General features: G+C 75.1%; 17 protein-coding genes. 3 read left to right on the forward strand and 14 right to left on the reverse strand.

Annotated elements, in window-relative coordinates; translation table 11 throughout:
* Window positions 1-24 precede the first annotated feature (24 nt).
* From ACFSBI_RS10945 to ACFSBI_RS10980, 8 genes are all read right to left on the reverse strand, one after another.
* The gene (locus tag ACFSBI_RS10945; RefSeq protein ID WP_377934847.1) at window positions 25-1,020 is read right to left on the reverse strand and encodes a hypothetical protein; all 996 of its coding nucleotides are present in this window, start codon (window positions 1,018-1,020) and stop codon (window positions 25-27) included.
* Window positions 1,021-1,186: 166 nt separating this feature from the next.
* Window positions 1,187-1,975 carry a glucosamine-6-phosphate deaminase gene (gene nagB / locus ACFSBI_RS10950; RefSeq protein WP_377934849.1) on the reverse strand — a complete coding sequence of 263 codons (789 nt, stop codon included), beginning with the start codon at window positions 1,973-1,975 and terminating at the stop codon, window positions 1,187-1,189.
* On the reverse strand, window positions 1,975-3,408 hold the full coding sequence (nagZ, locus tag ACFSBI_RS10955) for a beta-N-acetylhexosaminidase (protein ID WP_377934850.1): 1,434 nt from the start codon (window positions 3,406-3,408) through the stop codon (window positions 1,975-1,977). The genes nagB and nagZ overlap by 1 nt, the downstream gene beginning before the upstream one ends.
* A gap of 19 nt (window positions 3,409-3,427) precedes the next feature.
* The gene (locus ACFSBI_RS10960) at window positions 3,428-4,321 is read right to left on the reverse strand and encodes a carbohydrate ABC transporter permease (protein WP_377934851.1); all 894 of its coding nucleotides are present in this window, start codon (window positions 4,319-4,321) and stop codon (window positions 3,428-3,430) included.
* A gap of 2 nt (window positions 4,322-4,323) precedes the next feature.
* A complete protein-coding gene (locus ACFSBI_RS10965; RefSeq protein WP_377934853.1) occupies window positions 4,324-5,322 on the reverse strand; it encodes a carbohydrate ABC transporter permease in 999 nt (332 codons plus the stop codon).
* On the reverse strand, window positions 5,319-6,728 hold the full coding sequence (ngcE, locus tag ACFSBI_RS10970; RefSeq protein ID WP_377934854.1) for an N-acetylglucosamine/diacetylchitobiose ABC transporter substrate-binding protein: 1,410 nt from the start codon (window positions 6,726-6,728) through the stop codon (window positions 5,319-5,321). Before ngcE ends, ACFSBI_RS10965 begins: the two co-directional genes overlap by 4 nt.
* A 54-nt stretch (window positions 6,729-6,782) precedes the next feature.
* On the reverse strand, window positions 6,783-7,547 hold the full coding sequence (locus ACFSBI_RS10975) for a sugar isomerase domain-containing protein (protein WP_377934856.1): 765 nt from the start codon (window positions 7,545-7,547) through the stop codon (window positions 6,783-6,785).
* Window positions 7,544-8,500, reverse strand: a complete 957-nt coding sequence (locus tag ACFSBI_RS10980; RefSeq protein WP_377934858.1) for a MurR/RpiR family transcriptional regulator — start codon at window positions 8,498-8,500, stop codon at window positions 7,544-7,546. Before ACFSBI_RS10980 ends, ACFSBI_RS10975 begins: the two co-directional genes overlap by 4 nt.
* 100 nt (window positions 8,501-8,600) lie before the next feature.
* Between ACFSBI_RS10980 and ACFSBI_RS10985 the strand changes: the two genes are divergently transcribed.
* Window positions 8,601-10,202, forward strand: a complete 1,602-nt coding sequence (locus tag ACFSBI_RS10985) for a GNAT family N-acetyltransferase (RefSeq protein ID WP_377934859.1) — start codon at window positions 8,601-8,603, stop codon at window positions 10,200-10,202.
* Between the two features lie 102 nt (window positions 10,203-10,304).
* Entirely contained in the window at window positions 10,305-11,084 is a 780-nt protein-coding gene (locus ACFSBI_RS10990; RefSeq protein WP_377934861.1) for a carbohydrate-binding family 9-like protein, read from the forward strand.
* 76 nt (window positions 11,085-11,160) lie between these two features.
* Here the strand turns inward: ACFSBI_RS10990 and ACFSBI_RS10995 are convergent, their stop codons facing one another.
* Window positions 11,161-11,661 (reverse strand): hypothetical protein, encoded by a 501-nt coding sequence (locus ACFSBI_RS10995; protein ID WP_377934863.1) that lies wholly within the window; start codon window positions 11,659-11,661, stop codon window positions 11,161-11,163.
* Between the two features lie 109 nt (window positions 11,662-11,770).
* Here ACFSBI_RS10995 and ACFSBI_RS11000 point away from each other — a divergent pair, with 109 nt between their 5' ends.
* Entirely contained in the window at window positions 11,771-12,592 is an 822-nt protein-coding gene (locus ACFSBI_RS11000) for an alpha/beta fold hydrolase (RefSeq protein ID WP_377934865.1), read from the forward strand.
* 19 nt (window positions 12,593-12,611) lie between these two features.
* Here ACFSBI_RS11000 and ACFSBI_RS11005 read toward each other — a convergent pair whose 3' ends face one another.
* From ACFSBI_RS11005 to ACFSBI_RS11025, 5 genes are all read right to left on the reverse strand, one after another.
* The gene (locus ACFSBI_RS11005) at window positions 12,612-13,685 is read right to left on the reverse strand and encodes an alkene reductase (RefSeq protein WP_377934866.1); all 1,074 of its coding nucleotides are present in this window, start codon (window positions 13,683-13,685) and stop codon (window positions 12,612-12,614) included.
* A 74-nt stretch (window positions 13,686-13,759) separates the two neighbouring features.
* Window positions 13,760-13,972, reverse strand: coding sequence for a ferredoxin (locus ACFSBI_RS11010; protein WP_377934867.1), 213 nt, complete (start codon window positions 13,970-13,972; stop codon window positions 13,760-13,762).
* Window positions 13,969-15,102 (reverse strand): NADH-ubiquinone oxidoreductase-F iron-sulfur binding region domain-containing protein, encoded by a 1,134-nt coding sequence (locus ACFSBI_RS11015; RefSeq protein ID WP_377934869.1) that lies wholly within the window; start codon window positions 15,100-15,102, stop codon window positions 13,969-13,971. Before ACFSBI_RS11015 ends, ACFSBI_RS11010 begins: the two co-directional genes overlap by 4 nt.
* On the reverse strand, window positions 15,099-15,647 hold the full coding sequence (locus tag ACFSBI_RS11020) for a ferric reductase-like transmembrane domain-containing protein (RefSeq protein ID WP_377934870.1): 549 nt from the start codon (window positions 15,645-15,647) through the stop codon (window positions 15,099-15,101). The genes ACFSBI_RS11015 and ACFSBI_RS11020 overlap by 4 nt, the downstream gene beginning before the upstream one ends.
* On the reverse strand, window positions 15,647-16,564 hold the full coding sequence (locus ACFSBI_RS11025) for an FAD:protein FMN transferase (protein ID WP_377934872.1): 918 nt from the start codon (window positions 16,562-16,564) through the stop codon (window positions 15,647-15,649). The genes ACFSBI_RS11020 and ACFSBI_RS11025 overlap by 1 nt, the downstream gene beginning before the upstream one ends.
* Window positions 16,565-16,603 lie beyond the last annotated feature (39 nt).

Below are 16,603 nucleotides of genomic sequence, written 5' to 3' on the forward strand. Positions count from 1 at the left end.
CCCGCGCGGCGTTGCAGATGCCGCTCAGCGTTGCCGCGTCGCTCGACGCGGTCGGGCGATCGCCGCCGCTGCTGCGAAGTCCTCGAGCACGAAGGGCGGTCGTGAGGGGAGGACGCCGACGGCGCGCAGCACAACCGCGAGTCGAGGCGGATCCACGGCCTCGAGCCAGCCCCACCGGGCGAGGCCCTCAACCTGCAGCCGGACCGCGTCTTCGCGCCGCCGCTCCCGCTGCAGCGCGGCTCGGGCGTCCGGAGCGATGATGGGGTCGAGCAGCTTGACCGCCCCGTCGACCTCACCTCCGACACGAGTCGTCGGGAACAGCATGTCGAGGAACACCTCACGTCCGTCGGGGAGCAGGAGCCGGTACTGCAGCAGGGGCGGCTCGATGCCGAGGCGAAGGAGCCCGCACCGGCTGAGCGACTCGGCCGCGGACTCCGCACCCGGGTGCGCGAACCGGATCACCTGCTCGATTCGAGCGCGCGCTCGGCGTGCACCTGCGGTCTCCATCGCGCTGAGCAGCCGTGCCCGGTCCATCCCGCGGGAGAGGAGGGAGTCGGCGGCCATGACGCCTTCCTCGAAGGGCAGCGCGGACGCGAGGTCCACCACGGTCCTCGCCGGGACGGTGAGGAGAAGGCCGCGGTGCTCCATCACCTCGAGCGGGGAGATCGGGGCGAGGCGCGCCGAGACGCCGTCCTGACCGCGCTCGCGACGCTCGGACACGGTCGTGACCAGGCGGTCGAGTCGTCGACGGAGCACCGGGATCCCGTGCACGACCGCGGCCGACTGGTGGGAGAACACCACGGGCCGGTCCATCACGGCGGCTAGCGCTCGCATCCGCACGAGGTGCTGGCCCTCAGGACCGAGGGCGAGGAAGGCGGCGCGTTCGACGTACACGCCCTGGCGCAGCCGGAGGAGCAGCCCTCGCGCCGCATCCCTGCTGAGCGCGCTGCGTGCGGTGCCGTCGTGAGCTCCGCGAACGACGATCAGCTCGAGCAGCCAGGGGTCGACGGTCGAGGTCATGGCCGGGGAGTCTGCTGCCGAGCGGCGCGCCCTCCTGGTCCGGTTCCGAGGATGTGGGCTCGAAGAGGCCTGGGGAGGAGCGGACGTCCCGGCGTGCAACGCATCAGCGGCATGGGCGACGCCGCGCGGCGTCGCCCATGCCGCTGAGCGTTGCCCCGTGCGCGGGCTAGTCGACGCGCTGCCAGGACGGCTGGTTCGCGACCGTCCAGCGGTAGTAGTCGGCGAGGCGGAGGTCCGCGGCTGCGGCCTCGTCCACGAGCACGGTCGCGGCGGGATGCAGCTGCAGCACGCTGCCCGGGACCATCGCGGTCAGCGGGCCCTCGACCGCAGCGGCGACGGCGGCCGCCTTCGCCTCCCCCTGCGCGACGAGCACGAGCCGCCGCGCCTCGAGGATCGTGCCGAGCCCCTGGGTGATGCAGTGCAGCGGCACCGCCTCCAGGTCGCCGTCGAAGAAGCGCGCGTTGTCCTCCCGCGTCCGCTCGCTGAGCGTCTTGATGCGCGTGCGAGAGGCGATCGAGCTCGTCGGCTCGTTGAACCCGATGTGCCCGTTCGCGCCGATGCCGAGCAGCTGCACGTCGACGCCGCCCGCGTCGCGGATCGCCCGCTCGTAGTCCGCGCACGCCGCCTCGAGGTCGTGGGCGCCGCCGTCCGGCACCCGCACCCGGGCGGGGTCCATCCGCAGCGGCCCGGTCACCTCGGCGGCGATCGTCGCCGCATAGCTCTGCTCGGAGCCGGCCGGCAGCCCGACGTACTCGTCGAGCGCGAAGCCGGAGGCCCGTGACAGGTCGAGCGCGCCCGAGTCCACCCGCTCGCGCAGCGCCGCGTAGGCGCCGAGCGGCGACGAGCCGGTCGACAGGCCGAGCACCGCGTCGGGCTTCGCACGCACGACGGCGGCGATCCGCGCGGCGGCCGCGCGGCCCACCGCCTGTGCGTCGGGCAGGATCACGATCTCCATCAGTCCTCTTCTCCGGTCAGCAGCCCCAGCAGCGCGGCACCGACCGCGCGGGAGGAGCCGAAGGTGGCGACGTCCGCGTAGCGGCGGTCGGGCGACGGCCAGCCCATGTCGACGACGAGCACCGACCCGCCGCGGTCGCGGAGCGCGTCGACGACGGCGCGCACGTGCGGGTGCCGGTGCACGTCCCGGCCGACCACGAGCACCGGGCCCGCGACCTCCGGGGCCGCGCCCGCCTCGTCGGCGTCGACGTCGATCCGCGGCCAGGAGGCGAAGCGCCCGGTGTCGGAGGCCGCGGCGAAGGGTCCCCACCCGGTCTCCCCCACCGCGATGTTCGCCTCCACGTCGAGCCGCACCACGGTCCAGGCCTCGCCGGGCCGCGGCAGCACCGCGCCCGGGCGCACGTCGAACGCCGCCGCGAGCCGGGCAGGCAGGGGCCGCGGCCCGTCGGCGGCCGCCGGGACGCGGAGCGCGCGGACCCGTGCGACCGCGTCCTCGAGCCGGGCGAGGGGCAGGGCGCCCTCCTCGACCGCCGCCTCGATCGCCGCGGCCGCCGGCTCGACGTGGTGCTCGGAGTGCTTGCCGAGGCAGAGCAGGTCGGCGCCCGCGACGAGGGCCCGCACCGCGGCGGCCGGCACCCCGATGGTCCCGCTCGCGCCCGCCATGTCGAGCGCGTCGGACACGACGACCCCGTCGAACCCGAGCTCCTCCCGCAGCAGCCCGGTGAGGATGCGCCGGCTCATCGTCGCCGGGGCGTCCGGGTCGAGCGCCGGCAGGAGGATGTGCGAGGTCATCACCGCGGCGACACCCGCCTCGACCGCGGCGACGAACGGCGGCAGGTCGGTCGCCGTCAGCGCATCGAGGTCGCGGTCCACGACCGGCAGCCCGAGGTGCGAGTCGACGGCGGTGTCGCCGTGCCCCGGGAAGTGCTTCGCGCAGGCGGCCACGCCGGCGGACTGGAGCCCGCGGACCCACGCGGCCGCGTGGCGGGCGACGAGCGACGGGTCCTCGCCGAAGCTGCGGGCGCCGATCACCGGGTTGTCGGGGTTCGTGTTCACGTCGACGGTGGGCGCGAGGTCGAGCCTGACGCCCGCGGCGGCGAGCTCCAGGCCGATGCGGTGCGCGGACGCCGCGGTGCCGTCGACGTCGTCGAGCCGGCCGAGCACCCCGTTGCCGGGCTCCGGCGAGCCGTCGGGCACGTGCAGGCGGGTGACGTCACCGCCCTCCTCGTCGATGGCGACGACGGCGGAGGGCGACGCCGTCCGCACCGCGTCGGTGAGCGCGCGCACCTGGGCGACGTCCACCACGTTCGGGCCGAACAGCGCGACGCCCGCGAGCCCGTCGCGCAGCAGCGCCTCGATCGAGGCGGGCAGCGCGGTGCCGGCGAACCCCGGCAGCAGCACCCCGAGCGCGAGGCGGCGCAGGTCCGCGCTCACGCCCCTCCGCGCTCGCGGCTCACTTGTCCGCCCCGACGACGACCGAGCCCGACAGCGCCCGCTGGAAGATCAGGTAGACGATCAGCACCGGGATGATCGTCATCACGACGGCCGCGAACAGGGCGCCGAAGTCGATCGAGTAGCCGGCGGTCCCCGCGAACGCGGCCATCCCCTGCGTCAGCACGTACTTCGAGGTGTCGGGGTTCAGCGCGACCGGCAGCAGGAACTGGTTCCAGAGGCCGACGAAGTTGAGGATCGACAGCGTCGCGATCGCGGGCCGCGCCATCGGCACGATGACCTGGAAGAAGGTTCGCCACTCCCCCGCCCCGTCGATCGCCGCGGCCTCCGTGACGCTCTCCGGCAGCGCGCGGAAGAACGGCACCATGAAGAACACGGTGAACGGCAGCGCGAACGCGGAGTACGTGATCGCGAGCCCCGGCAGCGTCCCGAGCAGGCCGAGCCCCTGCAGGATGAAGAACAGCGGCACGATCGCGAGGAAGATCGGGAACGTCAGCCCGGCGACCATCAGCAGGTAGATCGCCCGGTTGCCGAAGAAGCGGAAGCGCGCGAGGAAGTACGCGCACATCGAGCCCATCAGCATCGTCAGCACGAGCGCGCCGCCCACGACGATCAGCGTGTTGGCGAAGAACCGGCCGATGCCGGCCTGCGTCCACGCGTTCACGTAGTTCTCGAGGTGGAGGCGGTCCGGCAGGGTGAAGGGCGACTGCAGCACCTGCGCGCTCGTCTTGAACGAGGACATGAAGGTCCAGAGGAACGGCAGCACCACCACGACCGTGCAGGCGATCAGGACCGCCTGCGAGACCCCGCCGACGACGCGCTCGCCGGGCGGGACGGTGCGTCGGGTGCGGGCCCTGCTGCGCAGGACCGCGGGCGCGGCGACCTCGCTCGCCATGGTCACTCCTCCCTCAGGTCCTCGCGGCCGCCGGTGAGGCGGTCGACGAGGAAGACGACGCCGGCGAACAGCAGCGTGATCGCGGCGAGGATCACGCCCATCGCGCAGGCGTAGCCGAACTGGCCCTTCGTGAAGGCCGTGGTGAACAGCTGCTGCGAGATGACGAGCGTCGAGTTCTGGGGCCCGCCGCCGCCGATCAGCCCGGACATGAACACGAACGCGTCGAGCGCGAAGATCCCGGTGTAGATCATCGAGGTGCGGATGTTCGCCCGCAGCATCGGGACGGTCACCGACAGCGCGATGCGGAAGCGGCCCGCGCCGTCGAGCCGGGCGGCCTCGAACACCTCCGCCGGCAGCGCCTTGATCGCCGCCACGAAGATGACGACGTAGAAGCCGACCGACGCCCAGATCATCACGAACATGACCGCGGGCATCGCGGTCGTGGCGTCGCCGAGCCACGGGTAGGAGGCGAACCCGTCGAAGCCGAGCGCGGTCAGCACGCCGTTCAGCAGCCCGCCGGCCGGCTGGTAGACCTGCTGCCACATGATCGCGGCCGCGATGGCCGGGATGATGTACGGGAAGAAGAAGACGACCCGGTACAGCTCGCCGCCCCTCACCCCGCGGACCGGGCCGCTGGAGGACCCGCCGATGGTGACGAGGGACGCGATGGCGAGGGCCAGCGCGATGATCACGACCGGCAGGACCAGCACGAGCGTCACGCTGTTGCGGACGGCCGTGAGGAAGACGTCGTCCGAGAACGCGCGGACGTAGTTGCCGAGGCCGATGAACGGGATCGAGTCGTCGAACCCGCTCCAGCTCGTCAGCGAGTAGTAGACGGCCTGCACGAACGGCGACAGCACCAGCACCGCGTAGACGAGCAGCGGGACGCCGAGGAAGACGGCGGCGAACGAGATCCGGTCGGCCGTCAGCCGGCGCCGCCACCGGCGGGCGGCCCCGGAGGGACCGCCCGCCCGGCCGACCGTGCGGGCGAGGGTCGTCACGACACCTTGACCTTCGTGACCGACGAGTCGTTCGCCACCTTGTCGGTGATGTCCTGCAGCCCCTTCGTCAGCTGCGCGACCGACGAGCCGCCGGAGAGGAAGGTGTTCCACACGACCAGCTGGTCCTGGTTCATGCCGTACAGGTCGACGAAGTTCCAGGAGAACACGTTCGAGCCCGCGTCCTCCAGCAGCTTGGACTGCGAGACGAGCGCCGTGGAGCCGAAGCCGTCGGCCGGGACGATGCCCTTCACGATGGTGGGGGTCAGGCGCGTCTTCGTGAAGTTCGTCGCGGCGTCCTTCGACAGCATCGCCCGCAGCAGCTCCTTGCCGCCCGCGACGTTGCCCGCCTTCGACGGGACGATGAACGGCTCGCCCGCGGTGGAGTGCATCGCCTCGTACGGCATCGCGGGATTCGAGGACACGACGGGCTCCGGGGCCCCGGTCATCTTGAACCCGGACTTCGTCTGCTTCTTCATCTCGTTCTCGATCCACGAGCCCGACGGGTAGAGCAGCGCGTCCTCGTCGCTCGACCACTGCGCCTGGGCCGCGGTGAACTGCGTGCCGGCGCCGCCGGGCTTGAAGTAGCCGGCGTCGATGATCTTCTTCATCGCGGTGAACACCGCCTGCACGGCCGGCTTCGACCAGCAGTCCTTCTCCAGGTTCTCGAGGGCGAGGCGCACGTCGTCGCCGCCCTCCTTGATCGCCGACGCGATGGCGAGGGTCTGGTAGTAGGTCGCGGCCTCCTTGCCCCAGACGAAGAGGTACTTGCCCTTCGCCTTGGCCTTGCCGCCGAGGTCGTAGGCCTCGTCCCACGTCTTCGGCACCGTCCAGCCGTTCTCGTCGAACAGCGACTGCGAGTACCAGAGGGCGTAGACCGTGAGCACGTAGTTCAGGACGAGGAACTTGCCGTCGAGCGTGCCCGGCTTCGTGACGCCGGTGTAGAGGGTGTCGCTGATCTTCGTGCCCTCGTAGTTGTTCGCCTCGAGCACGTCGGACAGCTCGGCGAGCTGGCCGCGGATCGTCGAGATGCCGATCGCGTTCGCGCCGGAGTTGTCCACGAGGTCCGGCGGGTTGCCGGCGACGAACTTCGGCTGCAGCGACTGGGCGATGTTCGTGATCGCGTCGACGTTCGCGCCGACGCCGACCTTCTGCTTCATCACGTTCGCGGCGTAGTCGACGTAGTCCGTGCCGTAGCCGCCGTTGAAGATCGCCGCGGCGACGGTGGAGCCGGACGCGATGCCGAAGGGGTTGTTCGCGCTGGTCGAGGCGGAGGCGCTGCTGCCGCCCCCGCTCTGGCTGGATCCGGTCGCGGCGCAGCTGGCGAGCGTGCCGGCGATCGGCACGACGAGGCCGGTGATGAGGGCGCCGCGGAGGAAGTCGCGGCGGTGGAGGCGGGGCTGGTTCATGGCTGTTCGTTCCTTCTTCTTCGAGGGTGGTGCAGGGATGAGGTGGTGCGAGCCTCAGGCGGTGCGGTCGATGCCGTACCGGGCCTCGAGGGCGTCGTTGTGCTCGTCGCCGCCGGGGATGTTGGCGGACAGGTAGAGGGGGGCGGCGTCGCCGGATCGGACGAAGCGCTCCGCCACCGAGACGGTGATCACCTGCGCGATGTAGGCGGCGGTGATGGAGGAGACGGCGCCGGCCGGGACGTCGGCGCCGATCGTGATCGCCGCGTCGCCGTAGGGCGCGAGGTTGTCGATCACGACGTCGGCGACGTCGCGGAGCCGCTTGCCGCTCGGGTGCTTCGGCTCCACCCGCATCGTGTGCTCGGCGGAGGTGACGGCGACGACGGGGTTCCCGTTCGCCTTCGCGGCGAGGGCGAACCCGACGATGGAGCCGTTCACGCCGGAGTTCGAGGCGATCAGCACGACGTCGTGCGGGCCGACCTCCGCCAGCGCGAAGAGCTTCTCGGCGATGCCCGGGTCGCGCTCGAGCTTGCCGCCCTTCAGCTCGGACACCGGCATGCCGCCGGTGAGCGACAGGTCGCGCAGCGAGATCTTCTTCGTCGGGATCAGCCCGCCCGCGCGGCCCGCGATCTCCATCGCGAACGCCTCGGAGTGCCCCGTGCCGAACGCGTAGGCGACCCCGCCGGACCGGATCGCGCGCTCCACCAGGTCGACGGCGGCGTCGAAGCCGCCCTCCTCGGCGAGCTGCTGCAGCGCCTGGAGGCGCTCGGCGACGGCCGAGGAGAAGTCGCGGATCGCGGTCAGGGCGGCGGAGTCGGTCATGCGGGGTCCTTCCGGGGGGTGTGGTCGCGCAGCGGCGCGGCGACGCCGCCCGACCGGTGCGGGGTGACCGCACGGGCGGAGGCGGCGAGGTTGCGGCTCGCGCGGTCGTAGTCGACCTGCGCGGTGAGCACGTAGAGCAGGTCGCCGACGTAGACCTGGCTGTAGTAGGCGGCGAGGTCGTCCGGCTGCAGGAACTGCTCGTACGCGGCGGTGCGGAGCACGATGTCCGCGCCCTCCGCGAGCGGCGAGTCCGGGTCGTTCGTCACCGCCACCGTGAGGCAGCCGTGCCGCCCCGCCTCCTGCAGCATCTGGATCGTCTCGGCCGTGCGGCCCGTGTGCGAGTAGCCGATGGCGACGCAGTCCTCGGTCTGCAGCACGGCGCTGGTCAGCCCCGCGTGCACCTCCGACCAGACGTTGCAGACGACCCCGATGCGGTACATGCGGGCGGCCAGCGCCTCCGCGGCGAGGCCGCTGCTGCCGACGCCGTAGAGGTCGACGTGGCGGCTGCGCGCGATCGCCTCGGCGAGCCGCTGCAGGTCGTCGAGGTCGACGGACTCCGCCGTCTCGCGGAGCGTGCGGACGCAGCCGGCCAGCAGGCTGCCGCGGACGTCCTCGGCGGGGTCGTCCGGGCCGAACGCCCGGCCGAGGTCCGCCTCCTCCGGCCGCCGGCCGCGGTCCGTCGCGACGCTCATCCGCAGCGCCGGGTAGCCGGCGTAGCCGATCTGCCGGGCGAACCGCGTGACCGTGGCGGCGGAGGTGCCGGCCCGTTCCGCGAGCTCGGCGATCGGCAGGTCGAGCACGGCCTGCGGGTCGTCCAGCACCACCTGGGCGACCCGCAGGGTCGCGGCGGGCAGGTCCGCCCAGCGGGCGCGGATCCGGCTCTGCACGGCGGACGCGTCGATCTTCATGACCGCGAGGTCGTCATCCTCGTGGAGCAGATCGGAAGCCGTCACGTGAGAACCCGTTTCATCCAGATGCGCCATCGCCTGAGATCGAGTTTCACCATACGCTGCTCGTGTGACGGCGGTGTTGCAAGCGGGTAACGATGGGAACGTGTCGTCCATCGGGCTCCGCGCCGCCCTGATCGCCGTCGACGCGGGAGGCACGTCGACCCGCGCGGCGCTCGTCGACCTCGACGGCAGGGTGCTCGGCACGGGCCGCGCCGGGGGCGGCAACCCCACGTCCCGAGGAGCCGAAGGGGCCGGAGCCGCGGTCGCCGCCGCCGCCCGGCAGGCGCTCGGCGAGGCGCCGCCGCGGGTGGGGAGCGTGCTCGTCGCCCACGCCGGCGAGCGCCTCCCCGCCTACTACGCGGCGATCGCGGAGGGCCTCGCCGCGCACGGCGTCCAGGCGCCGATCCGGCAGGCCGGCGACCTGGAGGCGCTCTACGCCAGCGGCACGAGCGAGCCCGACGGTGCCGCGCTGATCGCCGGCACGGGCGCGATCGGCGGCGCGGTCGCCGGCGGCCGCGTGGTGGAGGTGGTCGACGGCACCGGCTGGCTGCTCGGCGACGCCGGCAGCGGCTTCTGGATCGGGCACCGCGTCGCGCGTGCCGCGGTCGACGACCTCGACGGCGGGCCCGCCACCGCCCTGACACGGCCCCTGCTGGCCGCGCTCGGGATCGACGAGGACCGCGGGGACGACGAGGGGCGGGCCGGAGCGCTCCGCGAGGTCGTCTCACGGCTCTACGCCGAGCGGCCGGTGGACCTCGCTCGCTTCGCGCCGCTCGCCTTCACGCACCGCGACGACCCGGTGGCGCGGCGGATCCTGGTCCGGGCGGTCGACGCCCTCGCCGCGCTGGTCGCCTGCATCCGCGCCGCGCAGCCCGCCGGCCCGCTCGTCGTCGGCGGCAGCGTCCTCGTGCAGGGGCTGCTTCGCCTGCCCGACGGGCTGGCGGATCCGCTGCTGCGGCTGGCGGGCGCCGCGCTGCCGGTCGCCGACGGGCTGGTCGGCGCCGCGGTGCTCGCGCTGCGCAGCGCCGGGACCCCGGTCGGCCCGACGCTGCACGCCGCGCTCGTACGGGACCTCGGCACGCCGCTGCCCCCGGTGCCGGCCGCCGCGGCGCCGCTGCCGGTCGAGGTCCGGGCGCCGCGGCCGTCGGACACCGCCGCCGTGTACCGGATCTGCTTCGAGACCGGGCCGGATCCGGAGGACCCGGGCCGCACCCCGGAGCTGCTGGGGCACGTCTGGGCCGGCCCCTACCTCGCGTTCGCGCCGCACTGGTGCCGCGTGCTCGTCGACGCGCGCGGCGTCGCGGGCTACCTGCTCGCAGTCCCCTCGAGCGCCGCGTACGAGCGCTGGGCGGCCGAGGAGTGGTGGCCGCCGCTCCGGCTCGAGCACCCCGCGGACGCCCCCGGCCTCTCCCCCGCCGACCGCGCGGTCGCGGAGCTGTTCGCGACGCCGCCGGCCTCCCCGCCCGACCTCGTCGCGACGCACCCCGCGCACCTCCACATCGACCTGCTGCAGCGGGCACGCGGCCGCGGGTTCGCCCGGCTGCTGATCGACGACCTGTGCGACCGGCTCGCGGCCGAGGGCGTCCCCGGCGTGCACCTCGGCGTCGCGCCGGACAACGCCCGCGCGACCGCGGTCTACCGCCGCCTCGGCTTCGAGGTGCTGCGGCACGAGCCCGACGTCGTCTGGATGGGCCGCCGCCTCTGACCGGGCCCGTTGCGGACATCCGGGCCCGCCGCGGCGGGCTCGGGTGTCCGCAACGGGCCCAGGAGCGGCCGGAGGCACCGCGGGGTGCGGCAGGCTGACGGCGTGCAGCAGCACGCTCTCACCGCGTACCGCACCGCGACGCCGCCGGACCTGGACGGCCGCCTCGCCGCGGACTGCTGGCGCCGGGCGCCGCGCTCCAGCCGCTTCGTCGATCTGGTGAGCGGCGGCCCGACCGGCCTCGACACCCGCGCTGCGGTGCTGTGGGACGACGACGCCCTCTACGTCGGCTTCGAGGTGGAGGAGCCGCGGGTCGAGGCGCGGCTCACGGAGCGGGACGCGCACGTCTGGCTGGACGACGACGTGGAGCTGTTCGTCGCGGGCGTCGACCGCTACTACGAGCTCGAGGTCAACGCCTTGAACACCGTCTACGAGGTCCTGTTCGAGTGGGACGACGCCGGCCGCGACCGGGCCGCGGGCCCGGCCGAGCTGCGTGGCGACCATCCGCAGGCCGCGCCCTTCGACGGCGTCGACCACCGGCACCCGCGCGGACCCCGCACCGGGTTCTGGGGCTGGGACCTGCCGGGCCTCGTCACCGCGGTCCACGTCGACGGCCGGCTGAACGACCCGTCGGTCGTCGACGCGGGCTGGTCCGTCGAGATCGCGCTGCCGTGGGCGGGCCTCGCCGTGCTGGCCGACGAGGCGCACCCGCTGCCGCCGCGGGACGGCGACATCTGGCGCATCGCGTTCGCCCGCTTCAACACCGACCGGATGAGCGCCGACGACTCCGGCGGCTGGGCGCTCTCCCCACACGGCGTGTGGGATGCGCACGTCCCGGAGCGGTTCCCGCTGGTCCGCTTCTCCAGCGACCCGCCGCCCGGCTGACGCACCCGGGCGCGTTGCGGACATCTGAGCCCGCCGCGGCGGGCCCGGATGTCCGGGACGGACCCGGGAGGAGCGGTCAGGCGGCGAGGGTCGGGAACCCGGGCTCCGCGAGCGCGCCCGGCGCGAGGCGGGCGAGGCCCGCGATCTGCCACACGGGCACGCCGACGAGGTCCGTCAGGTCGGTGCGGAGCCGCTTCGGCACGGCGCCGCCCGCGACGACGTAGGCCGCGTGCTGCGACAGCGCGGTGAGGACGCCGAGCTGCCGGCTCGCGAGCCGGGGCGCCTCGGCCATCGCGAACACGAGCGCGGCGCCCTCGACCCCCTCGAACGCGAACCACTCCGCGCCGGAGTCGCCGAGCACGCCGCCGCCGTTCCAGCGGACGCCGGAGCGGCCGAGCTCCGGCAGGTCGCGGGCCACGGCGCGGAAGAGGTCGTCCAGCGGGCCGTCGGCCCGGATCCAGCAGACGCCCTCGGCCCGCTCCACCGCCCACGCCGCGAAGGCGCCGATCGGGTCCTCGATCGCTGCTGCATCCGCGAGCCGATCCGCAGCCCGCCTCGTGCCCCGCAGTCCGAACACCGCACCCCCCGAACAGGTCACCCGACGACGAGGATGATCGCGGGTCCGCGGACGCGCCCGGCGGCGGCGCGCCGAGGCGAGGATGGACGCGGGACGAGCGGAGCGCGGCATGTCGGAGGCCATCGAGCCGATCGAGGTCGACACGCCCGCGGGCCGGGTCGCGGTGCACGCGCTCGGCGCCGGGCGGCCGACGGTGCTCTGGCACGGCCTCTATGCGGACGGCGCCAGCTGGGGCTACGTGCTGCCGGCGCTGCTGCCCGGCCGGCGGCTGCTGGTCGTCGACGCGCCCGGCTGGGGCCGCAGCGGCCGGCTCGCACCGGACGCCGGCTGGGCGGAGGTGGTGACGGCGGCGGCGGACGTGATCCGGCAGCTGGCCCCCGGTGAGGTCGCGGACTGGGTCGGCGCGGGCTGGGGCGGCCGCGTCGGGATCGCGCTCGCCGCGGACGCGCCCCGGCTGGTCCGCAGCGTCGTCGCCGCGATGGCGGACCCCGCGCCGATGGGGCCCGCGGAGCGGCGCCGGACGCGACGCGTCCTCGCCGGGCTCGCCGCGCTCGGCCCGGTCGGCGGCGTCGGCCGGGCGATCGTCCGGGAGCAGCTGTCCGCGCCGTCGGCGGCGGAACCGCAGACCGTCGGCGCGGTGCTCGACGCCCTGCTGCTCGCCGGCCGCGTCGGCGCGGCGCGCTCCGCCCTCCGCTTCGACGTGCGACGGCCGGATCTGACCGGGCTGCTGCCCCGGATCGCGGCGCCGCTGCTGCTCGTCGGCGGGGACGCCGCGAGTCCCTGGCCGCTGGCCGACGCCGAGCGGGCGGCGGCGCTCGCCCCCTTCGCGCGGGCGGGCGCCGTGCCGGGGTCGCGGACGCTCGTGCCCCTCGACCGTCCCGGCCCCCTCACCGCGGTCGTCGGCGAATTCTGGGCGGGGCTCGACGACTGACGGCCCCGCCCGACCGGCCTCAGGCGCTCAGGCGCGGGTAGTCCGTGTAGCCCTCCGCCCCGGCCGTGTAGAAGTGCTCCGGCCGCGGCGCGTTCTCCGGCGCCTCCGCCCGCCACCGGTCGACGAGGTCGGGGTTCGCGATGATCGCCCGGCCGACCGCCACGGCGTCCGCGTGGGCCCGCTCGATCAGCCCGGTCGCCTCCGCCCGGCTCGTGACCGAGCCGAAGCCGCTGTTCACGACGAGCGGGCCGGCGAAGTGCGCCCGCAGGTCCTGCACGAGCGCGCCGGCGGGATCCGCGTGGAGCACGCTGAGGTAGGCGAGCCCGAGCGGGCGCAGCCCGTCGAGCAGCGCCTCGTACGTGGCGCGGGTCTCCGCCTCGTCGGTCTCGACCACGTCCTGCGCCTGGTTCATCGGGGAGATCCGGATGCCGACCCGGTCGCCGCCGACCTCCGCCGCCACCGCCTCGGCGACCTCGATCACGAACCGGGCTCGGGCCGCGGCGGACCCGCCGTAGCCGTCCTCGCGGACGTTCGAGACGGGCGAGAGGAACTGGTGCAGCAGGTAGCCGTTCGCCCCGTGCAGCTCGACCCCGTCGAACCCGGCCCGCAGCGCCCGGCGCGCGGCCTCGACGAACTCGTCGCGCACGCGCACCAGCTCGTCGGCGGTGAGGGCGTGCGGCACGACGTGCTCGCGCTTGCCGTGCTGCGTGTGCACGGCGCCCGAGATCGCCACCGCGCTCGGCGCGAGGGTGCGGTCCGAGCCGCTCAGGTCCGGGTGGGAGACGCGGCCCGCATGCATCAGCTGCATGACGATCCGGCCGCCGGCGTCGTGCACCGCGTCGGCGACGAGCCGCCAACCGGCCTCCTGCTCGTCGGTGATCACGCCGGGCTGGCCGTAGTAGCCGCGGGACTCCGCCCCCGGGTAGACGCCCTCGCTGACGATCAGGCCGACGGACGCGCGCTGCGCGTACTGCTCCGCCATCAGCGCGTTCGGCACGCCCGCGTCGCCGGCGCGAAGTCGGGTCAGCGGCGCCATCACCACGCGGTTCGCCAGGTGCAGCGCACCGAGGTCGATCGGGTCGAACAGGTCCATCGGTTCCTCCGTCCGGCCGCATGACGCGGCCGGACGGGATCAACGCTCCGCGGCGTCCCGCATTCCGCCGTCCGTCAGCGGCGCTCGATCAGCTTCAGCGCGAGGACGGGGCAGAGCGCGACCGCGTCCACCGCGGCCTCCTCGTCGTCCGGGCCGATCGTCGCCTCGCCGCCCGGCAGCAGGGGGTAGCCCCAGTCGTCGCGACCGATCAGGTGCGGCAGCAGCTCCATGCAGAGGCCGCGGCCGTCGCACCGCGTGCGGTCCACGTGGAGCACGACCCGGCTCACCGCTGACCCCGCGCCGTGCAGCGCAGGGCGGCGTGCGCCGCGACGTCGTCCGCGAACGCGGCGAGGGCGCTCGCGGCGAGCGAGGCCGTGCCGTCGGGGTGGCTGCACGCCCCCGCTCCGGTCACGACGCCGCCGAGCCGGGCCGTCTCCTGCGCCCACCCGTCGTAGCCCGCGACGACCGCGTCGAACGCGGCGGCGAGGGCGGGCAGCCCGTGGACGCAGGGCCCGCACTGCCCCGCGGAGGCGTCGGCCAGGCGGTGCAGCACCTCCGCGGTCGCCTCGAGCCCGCACCGCCCGCGACCGAGCACGGTGATCGCCCCCGCGCCGGCACGCACCCGGCCGGGGCCGTCCGCGGCGGCGAGGCGGAGGTCGGCCTGCCCGGAGCGGATCCAGCGGCCGTGGTCGCCCCCGACCCGGACCGCCTCGATCGCGCCCGCGCCCGCGGCGGCGAGCACGTCCGCGAGCCGCGCGCCGCCCGGCGCCTCCAGCACCCCCGGGTGCGCGACGTCGCCGGTGACGGTGAGCAGCCGGGTGCCGGGGTCGTCGGGCGAGCCGAGGGCGCGGAAGCGGTCCGCGCCGATGCGCGCGACGACGGCGAGGTGGGCGAGCGTCTCGACGTTCTGCACGAGGGTCGGGCGGCGGCGCACCCCCGAGGTCGTGAGGCGCACGACGCGGTCCGTCGGCAGCGGGGCCCGGCGATCGACGGCTGCGGCGAGCGCGCTCGCCTCGCCGCTGACGTAGCCGGGCTCGACGACGTGCACCCGCAGCCGCCGCGCGTCGCGGCGGCGTCCGAGCGCGGTGCGCGCCTGGTCCGCGAGACCCGCCTTCACCGCGAGCACGGCGTGCCTGGCGCTGACCGCCCGCGAGGCCAGCAGCAGACCGTCGATCACGAGGTCCGGCGCCGTCCGCAGTAGCGCCGCGTCCTTGCCGCTGTCCGGCTCCCCCTCCGAGCCGTTCGCGATGACGGTGCCGTCCGGGCCCATCGCGGCGAGCTTGCGGGCGATCGGGAAGCCGGCGCCGCCGCGGCCGGTCAGCCCGGACCGGCCGACCTCGGTGAGGTCGAGGTGCTCGGGGCAGGGGCCGGCGTCGAGCCCGGACAGCAGGCCCTGGAACGCTGCCGCGGCGCTCATCGCAGCGCCGCCTGACGGGCGGAGCGGTGCTCGACGAAGCGGTCGCTGATCCGCCAGACCACCGCGGCGGCGACCGCGAGCCCGCAGAGGCCGCCCGTGATCAGGACCGCCTTCGCGTCGCTGCCGGAGCCGAGCGCGTGCAGCAGCGCCATCGGCCACAGCAGGTAGGCGGTCCAGTGCACGGCCTTGAAGGCGCGCACGCCGATGCGGTGCCGCAGCAGGGCCGTCACGGTCACGGCGACCGCGAGGTCGAGCGCGACGGTGCCGAGGCCGTACCAGAACGGGTTCGCTGCGGTCCGGAACGGGACGACGAGGTCGATCAGCGACAGCTTCGCGGAGGAGTCGAGCACCATCGTCAGCACGTGGACCGCGAGGAACACGACCGACAGCAGGGCGACGTTGCGGTGCAGCAGCGCGACGCCGAAGCGCGGCAGCAGCACGCGCCGGCCGCTGCGGGTCAGCACGCCGAGCAGCAGCGTCGCCGTCATCAGCACGAGCAGCACGACGCCGGAGGCGCGGCCGACGGCCCAGAGCGCTTCGGACATCAGGCGGCCTCCGCCCGGTCGTCGGGCCAGCCGCAGACCCGCAGCACGCCGCCTGCGGCATCGACGAGCCGGGCGGGGCGACCGTGCCGCTGCAGCAGGGCGAGGGCCCGCGCGCCGTCGACGATCGCCGCCGTGGTCAGCGTGTTCGCGGCCACGGCGGTCGGCGCCGCGACCGAGACGCTGCGCCACACGGGCGGCGCGGGGCGCCCGGTGCGCGGGTCGAGCACGTGGTGCATCGTCTCGCCGCCGCGGCGCCACGTGCGGCGCCGGGTGCTCGAGGTCGCGAGGCCCCAGCCGCTGCCGAGGGACACCTGGCAGGCGGGGTCGCCCGGCAGGTCCTGCACGGTGACCTGCCAGCCGCCGGCGGGCGCGGGCCCGCGGGTCGCGAGGTCGCCGCCGAGGTTCACGAGGACGCCGCAGCCGAGCGCGGCCGCGGCGACGTCGGCGACCGCGTCGGCCGTGCGCGCCTTGGCGGTGGCGCCCAGGTCCAGCTCGACGCCGTCGGGGACCGTCAGGCGCCCGTCCGCCAGCCGGATCCGCCGCCAGGCGGGCAGCCGGGTGGTCACGGCCTTGACGGGGCGACCGTCCTCGTCCTGCACGAGCCGGAGGTCGCGGTCGTAGCCGACCTCCCGCATGGCGCGGCCGAGCGTCGGGTCGACGAGGCCGCCGGTCGCCCTCGCGGCGTCGAGGGCGACCGCGACCAGGTACTCGAGCACGGGCGACACCGCGGCCCCGGCGGCGGCGCGGTCCCGCAGGCCGCTCAGCTCGGAGTCCGCGCGGAAGCGGTCGCAGGCGTCGCCGACGAGGCGGATGCGCTCCGCAGCGATCGCGCAGGCCTCGTCGAGCGCCGCGGGGTCCGTCACCAGCACCTCGGCGGTGGTGCTCCAGACCTGCCAGGCGCGTCCGGTGACGCTCACGAGCCGCTCGACTTCGTCATGCTGCCGCCCGATCCCGAG

Source organism: Amnibacterium endophyticum (assembly GCF_042680685.1).
GTDB classification, from domain to species: Bacteria; Actinomycetota; Actinomycetes; order Actinomycetales; family Microbacteriaceae; genus Amnibacterium; species Amnibacterium endophyticum.